Annotated in this window: 8 protein-coding genes; 3 read left to right on the top strand and 5 right to left on the bottom strand. The window is 58.5% G+C overall.

What is annotated here, in order from left to right:
* On the top strand, window positions 1-186 hold a 186-nt coding region (locus ACGVKB_RS11865), incomplete at its 5' end, for a hypothetical protein (protein WP_392351935.1).
* A gap of 346 nt (window positions 187-532) precedes the next feature.
* A complete protein-coding gene (locus ACGVKB_RS11860; RefSeq protein ID WP_392351934.1) occupies window positions 533-1,198 on the top strand; it encodes a cupin domain-containing protein in 666 nt (221 codons plus the stop codon).
* Window positions 1,199-1,316: 118 nt separating this feature from the next.
* Here the strand turns inward: ACGVKB_RS11860 and era are convergent, their stop codons facing one another.
* Complete coding sequence (gene era / locus ACGVKB_RS11855) at window positions 1,317-2,255, bottom strand: GTPase Era (protein ID WP_392351933.1); 939 nt, start codon at window positions 2,253-2,255, stop codon at window positions 1,317-1,319.
* A 17-nt stretch (window positions 2,256-2,272) separates the two neighbouring features.
* Window positions 2,273-3,124 (bottom strand): acetolactate decarboxylase, encoded by an 852-nt coding sequence (budA, locus tag ACGVKB_RS11850; RefSeq protein WP_392351932.1) that lies wholly within the window; start codon window positions 3,122-3,124, stop codon window positions 2,273-2,275.
* 50 nt (window positions 3,125-3,174) lie between these two features.
* Between budA and ACGVKB_RS11845 the strand changes: the two genes are divergently transcribed.
* Window positions 3,175-3,696, top strand: a complete 522-nt coding sequence (locus ACGVKB_RS11845; RefSeq protein ID WP_392351931.1) for a hypothetical protein — start codon at window positions 3,175-3,177, stop codon at window positions 3,694-3,696.
* A gap of 59 nt (window positions 3,697-3,755) precedes the next feature.
* On the opposite strand, the gene ACGVKB_RS11840 is transcribed toward ACGVKB_RS11845, so the two are convergent.
* From ACGVKB_RS11840 to rpsP, 3 genes are all read right to left on the bottom strand, one after another.
* The gene (locus tag ACGVKB_RS11840) at window positions 3,756-4,490 is read right to left on the bottom strand and encodes a Bax inhibitor-1 family protein (RefSeq protein ID WP_392351930.1); all 735 of its coding nucleotides are present in this window, start codon (window positions 4,488-4,490) and stop codon (window positions 3,756-3,758) included.
* 78 nt (window positions 4,491-4,568) lie between these two features.
* Window positions 4,569-5,579, bottom strand: coding sequence for a PhoH family protein (locus tag ACGVKB_RS11835; protein ID WP_392351929.1), 1,011 nt, complete (start codon window positions 5,577-5,579; stop codon window positions 4,569-4,571).
* A gap of 8 nt (window positions 5,580-5,587) precedes the next feature.
* The gene (rpsP, locus tag ACGVKB_RS11830; RefSeq protein WP_392351928.1) at window positions 5,588-5,983 is read right to left on the bottom strand and encodes a 30S ribosomal protein S16; all 396 of its coding nucleotides are present in this window, start codon (window positions 5,981-5,983) and stop codon (window positions 5,588-5,590) included.
* Window positions 5,984-6,036 lie beyond the last annotated feature (53 nt).

The following is a 6,036-nucleotide window of genomic DNA, read 5'->3' as shown; positions in this document are numbered from 1 at the left end:
AAGCGGCAAAACTCAGAATCATTCCGAAGCAATTCATCAAACAATCACATCAAAACTGAAAACAGGCGAACAACAGGGGCTTCCATTCGTATCAATACCGACCAGATTCGTAGATTAAGCGCAAGTACTCAAAGATCCGATATTTGGTATCAAAAACCACTGCCTCGCGTGATTGGACATAACTGACACATACACAAGCACTTTTCTTCGAGCACACTCCTCTCTATCCGTTTTAGGACTATGGAATTCGTCTTGGCCATCTGCTTTGTCGTTCCACTGTCGGCACTGTGGATGCAATCCACGGAAGGGGACGACGATGACGATCGCTTCGATTTTTTATAGGACTCCGCCATTCCGCAAGAGGTCTACCGACCAAGGAAACGAATGCGGATGCTTTCTTCAATTGGTTCGTTTTGATACGACCAATCATCCACAACCTCAGCCAGTACAGAAAGGCCTCAAGACAACATCATGTCGACACCTGGCTTGATTGTTCAGACACCGCAGGGCTCCTCGATCAAACGCACCCAGGATGGTCAGTTCATGGTTTGCGACAGCGACAACCACTGCCACTTCACTCGCAACCTGTACCTGGCCGAAGAAGAGCTCAACGCAATGGAACTTGGCTATTGCTTCCCTTACTCAACTAATTTCCGCAAACATTCCCACTGTCATGGCAATGATGGGAGCGTTGAGATTGCTGACATCCCATCTTGATGCATCGAAACTGGTAGGTGGTAACGGACAGCCCCCCGTGCAAAGGACACAAACCATGCTCGTGAAACTGTCTGCCTTAATCGCAGGGCTTTTGCTGATGGCAGGCCCTGCTCAGGCCGCACCTCAACCTGCCCTTGAGCAGCTGTTCAAGGGCAATCGCACCCCTGGAGACAGGGTGGTGGCCTATCCGTCCGGTACTCCTGAAATGAGGATGTATCGGGTGACCCTTCCAGTTGGAGCAACAATCCCCCTGCACATCCACCCATCACCGGTTGTCGTTGTCGTGATGAAAGGCGTGATCACCAATGTTCGACTGGTCAACGGCGTCGAGGTTGTGACTCTTGTCAGCCCAGGCGATGGATTCCTGGAAGGCCACCCCGATGAACCTCACTACGTCACCAACAAGGGAGCTGAACCTGCAGAGGCGATCGTGACCTTCGCAAGCGTTGTTGGAATGCCCAACATGATTCGGATGGAATGAGCGCCCAAGCCAGATGGGACACGCGTGAGAGGGTCGCTCAAGCGCTACACATGCAACCCACAACGGCCATGTTGACCCTGCTCAGGGTCAGTGCACACTGCGCAACCGCAGCCTGGGGCTACCGACCGGACTCGCTGTAGCCAAGCTCATTGAGCCGGGCGGGTTTACTCCGCCAATCGGGCACCACCTTGACAAACAACTCGAGGTAAACCGGACCATCGATCAAGGTCTGCATCTGCAACCGCGCCCCTTGGCCGATGGTTTTGAGCATGGCGCCACCTTTGCCGATCAGGATGCCTTTTTGGCTTTTGCGCTCCACCAGCACAGTGGCAAGAACTGCGGTGCGGGCGGCACCCTTGCCTTGGGCCGGCATCTCCTCCACGCGATCAATGGTGACCGCCACGCTGTGGGGAACCTCCTCACGGGTGTGCAAAAGCACCTGTTCGCGGATCAATTCACCCAAGAGAATTCTCTCGGGCTGATCGCAGACCATGTCAGGTGGATAAAGCTGCGGACCAGGCGGCAACTGGGCCGCCATCTCGGCGGTGAGGTCCGGACAGCCGTCCCCGGACAAGGCGCTGCAGCGATGAACGGGCCAGCCGGTGTTCTCCAAAAGCTCGGCATAGGCCTCTTCAGCGGCCGCTTCATGCTCGGGAGCAACTTTGTCCCATTTGTTCAGTGCGACCAGCACCGGTAAGGACTGCTGGCGGAGCAGATTGACGATGAAAGCATCTCCGCGACCCGGCCGTTCACAGCCTTCTAAAAGCAGCACCACCAAATCGACTTCCCCGATCGCGCTGCGAGCGCTCTTCACCAGCCGTTCGCCCAGCAAATGGTGGGGTTTATGAATCCCCGGCGTATCCACCAGCACCATCTGTGCCACCTCTGTGGTGAGGATGGCGCGTAAACGATTGCGCGTGGTTTGTGCCACCGGAGAGGTGATGGCCACCTTCTGGCCGACCAACTGATTCACCAAGGTGGATTTGCCCACGTTGGGGCGACCGATCAAGGCGACGAAACCAGAGCGGTAGTCCTCGGGCAGCGGAGTTGAAAGCATGGATTCAGTCTGCGCGCTCACTGTCCTCCCTTCGTTTCAGCCTCATTCAACGCAGCTCTTGGATCAGCACTGAGGTCAGCCATGAGGAACTCACGGGTCTCGGGCAGCGCCAGACGAAGGTTCGACTGCAAATCGATGTCCACGGTTAGATCGCTGGCCTTCAGATCGAGGAGGTGTCCACCATGGCAACGATCATCAGAGATGAAATGGAGGTGATACCCAGGAATATTGAGGCTGCTGGCATGGGTCGGACTCCAAAACCCCAGCAGGCACCCACGCAGATTGCGATGCGAGAACGTCGCCTGCGCACGGGCCGCCTCCAGCAAGGTTCCCCCCTGCTCCACACGAGAGACCGATCGGACCAACACCTCCTGAAACAGCCCAGTGATCCGGATTGCCACAAATAAATTGGCACTGGGTCGATAGGGATCCAGACGCTGGCCGAGATCCTCAAGGGAGATCACCTCCGCGAGACTGACTTGTCGCTCGCTCTGAAAATGAGTGGCGATCCAGAAGGGAATGCCTTCGTCGGCCGGAGCTCGGCTGAGCCGCCCATCCGCCCTGGCCTGCCAGCACTCACCATCCAGCAGGATCCCCTCGCCATCCAGCTGCTCAAAGGTACCGATGCCGAAGTCACCGTGATCGGCAAGATCCTTGACCTGCAGGACACCACCAAACACACCTTCCACAACAGCCGTTGACGTGGACAACTGCCAAAGGGTGTGATGCTCCAGATCGAGATAATCCGCCAGGGCTTTGCGGATCACAGCACTGGCACTCTCTCCGGTGCGAGCGACATGGCTCTGCAACGCCTGCCAATGCCCCTCAGGAAGACGGAGGTGCAGATCATGACGATCTGAAGTGGCCATGAAGCGGTGCGGACCTGCCCATAGCCTGGCGTCAGAAGCGTGGCGTGGCCATGGCAAATCAGCAGCCCAGCTTCCAGCAGGCGATGGAAATCACAGCCTCCTGGCTTCAGCAGTGGGACAACGAGGAAATCAGCGATGAAGTGCTGGCCGATCGCATCGGCGAAATTGTGATGAGCCGGGATGGCGCCAGGGGCTTCTTTGTGGTGAGCCTTGCCGGGGACAGTGCCCTGATGGACCGTCTTCCCGATGCTGTCGTCGGACAGTTGCGACAGGCCGGAGCGGGGGTCGTGGATCTGAGCGTGCGCAATCTGGCCATGAGTACGGCCATGGGCGTCGCCCACCGGCGCAACAACGATGCGGCTCAACAAGCTGGTTCCGAACGGGTGAGCGCCCGTTGCACGGAGCTACTGCGGTTGTTGGAACCCAGTCTGGTGAAAGAGCGCCTGGAACAATTGCTGGAAGCGGCACTCACCAACCAAGGGGAGGATGCCGCCTTCCTCAGCAAATGGGGCTACGACGCGGAACAGCGCGGTGCCATCTGCGACAGCGTCTATGCCGTTGCTGACGACTAGCTCGACAACAAAAAAGCCCTGGACAAACCAGGGCAATCATTACGTTTAAAGGGGATGAATTAATCCCGACGACCACCACCTTGGATAGCAATGATGAAACGCAGGATAAAGATGAACAGGTTGATGTAGGTGAGATACATGCTCAGAGCCCCTGCCAGGTACTGATCATCGCCGTAGGTCCGGGGCATCGTGTAGAAGTCCACGAAAGCCATTCCCACAAACAAAATGGTTCCGAACCCGGCGATAGCCAGGTTGGTTGCAGCGTAAAGACCAGGGATAAAGAAACTGGCAACGAAAATGCCAACCATGGCGACGAGCAGGCCAATCAAGCCAAGGCTGACCACAGAGGTAAGAGCCTGACCAACGCTTTCACTCATGCGGCGTCCGAACACGGAGGCCATCGCGAAGGTGATCCCCGTGGCCAGTGCGGCGATGCCGATCGATGCAGCGCCTGCCACCGCAATGGCCTGAACCACTAGACCGGTGAGGGTGAAACCGGTGAGCAGGCTGAACGTGGCCATCAGCGGCAAAGCTGTACCGTTGTTGGCCTTATTTGCTGCGTTCTGGGCAACAAAGAACAGGATGAACCATGGAATGATCGCAACCATGGACAGGCCGTTGAAGGCTGAGTAGCCGATCGATGCCATGGTCGCCATCCCACCCAGCACTCCGCCGGCGGTTAGCACCATGCCTCCACCCACATAGGGCAGGGCCTTGTTGACAACATTGGGGCCGACCAGGGCGCTGGACTGCGCCTCGCGGATGGCCTCTTGGAAATTACTGCTGGCTGGCATGTTGACCAGAACACAGATCACTAGAAACACTTTGCCAGTGATGACAAGGCCTTGGGGAGGCGCTCTGTGCGGATCTCCCTATCGATGGCGTGGCTTGGGAGTCTTGCGTTCATCTCCCTTGCGTTCGTCACGCTTGGCGTAGGCCTCAACCACCCGCTGCACCAGAGGGTGCCGCACCACATCAGCGGATGTGAGACGACACACCGAAACGCCTTCGACGCCATCGAGGACCTCGGAGGCTTCCACCAGACCGCTGAGCTGTCCTGGGGCCAGATCAACCTGGGTGATGTCGCCGGTGACCACCATCCGCGATCGTTCCCCCAGTCGGGTCAGCACCATCCGCATCTGCGCCGGGGTGGTGTTCTGGGCTTCATCGAGGATGACGAAGGCATCGCTGAGGGTACGGCCACGCATGTAGGCCAAGGGGGCCACCTCAATCACGCCCTTTTCGAGGAGCACCGTGGTTTTCTCGGCGCCGAGGAGGGAATGCAGCGCGTCGTACAACGGCCTCAGGTAGGGATCAACTTTCTGCTGCAGATCTCCTGGCAGAAAGCCCAGTCGCTCGCCGGCCTCGACGGCGGGTCGTGTCAGAACAAGACGTTCCACCTTGCGCTCGGTGAGCATGCGCACGGCCAGAACCGTGGCCAAGAACGTTTTCCCAGTGCCTGCAGGACCAAGGGCAAAGGTGAGATCGTGACGCTCCATCGCATCGACATACCGCTTCTGGCGAAGGGTTCTCGGGCGCAGCAGGTTGCCCTTTTGACTCCGAGCCAGAACCTGCTCTCCCATCGCCGCATGATCCTCACCGCGGCCAGTGTTCAAGGCACCAAGTGCCGACTGGAGATCAACCGTCGACACGGCCTGACCTTCTCTCCAGATCGGACGGACCAGTTCAACAACAGCGGCAGCTCGCTCGATCTGCGAGGAGCGACCGGTGATCACCAATTGAAGACCCCGCAACACCAACGAAGCCCCTGTCAGGGCTTCAAGGCGATGCAGGGTGGCTTCCGCTTCCCCAGCCAGAGCGAGGGCGGCATCGGGATCAGGAAGGTCGAGAACGAAGCGGCCGAGATCGCCGTCGTCAGACACTTCGTTGATCAGGATTCGGTGGATTCGGCGGCGTCGCCTTCGGCAGCCTTGGCTTCAGCTTCAGCAGCAGCTTTGGCTTCCGCGGCTTCCTTGGCAGCTTGCTTGGCGTCGGCTTCACGCTTCGCAGCCTGCTTCACCTTGCCGATCGTCTCTGCCGGACGAATGGTTTTCTCGAGCAGACCACCCCGCTCGAGGAGGGTGCGCACCACATCGGTGGGCTGGGCACCCTGGCCGAGGCGCTCACGGATCGCCTCGGTGTCGAGACGGGTCTCTTTGGTGCGGGGGTTGTAAAAGCCCAGCTCCTGCAGCGGACGGCCATCCCGGCGGGAGGTGCTGTTGCAGGCCACGAGGCGGAAGCTCGCTTCCCGCTTCTTGCCGAACCGCTTCAGGCGGAGCTTGATCATCGTGGCCTGGGAGTAAAGGGGTGTTGACGTTCCGGCAGTGAATGTCACTGCCA

This window comes from Parasynechococcus sp. (genome assembly GCF_042954325.1).
Lineage (GTDB): Bacteria > Cyanobacteriota > Cyanobacteriia > PCC-6307 > Cyanobiaceae > Parasynechococcus.
The sequence above is the reverse complement of the archived record's forward strand: the minus strand, read 5'-3'. Positions and strand labels throughout refer to the sequence as shown.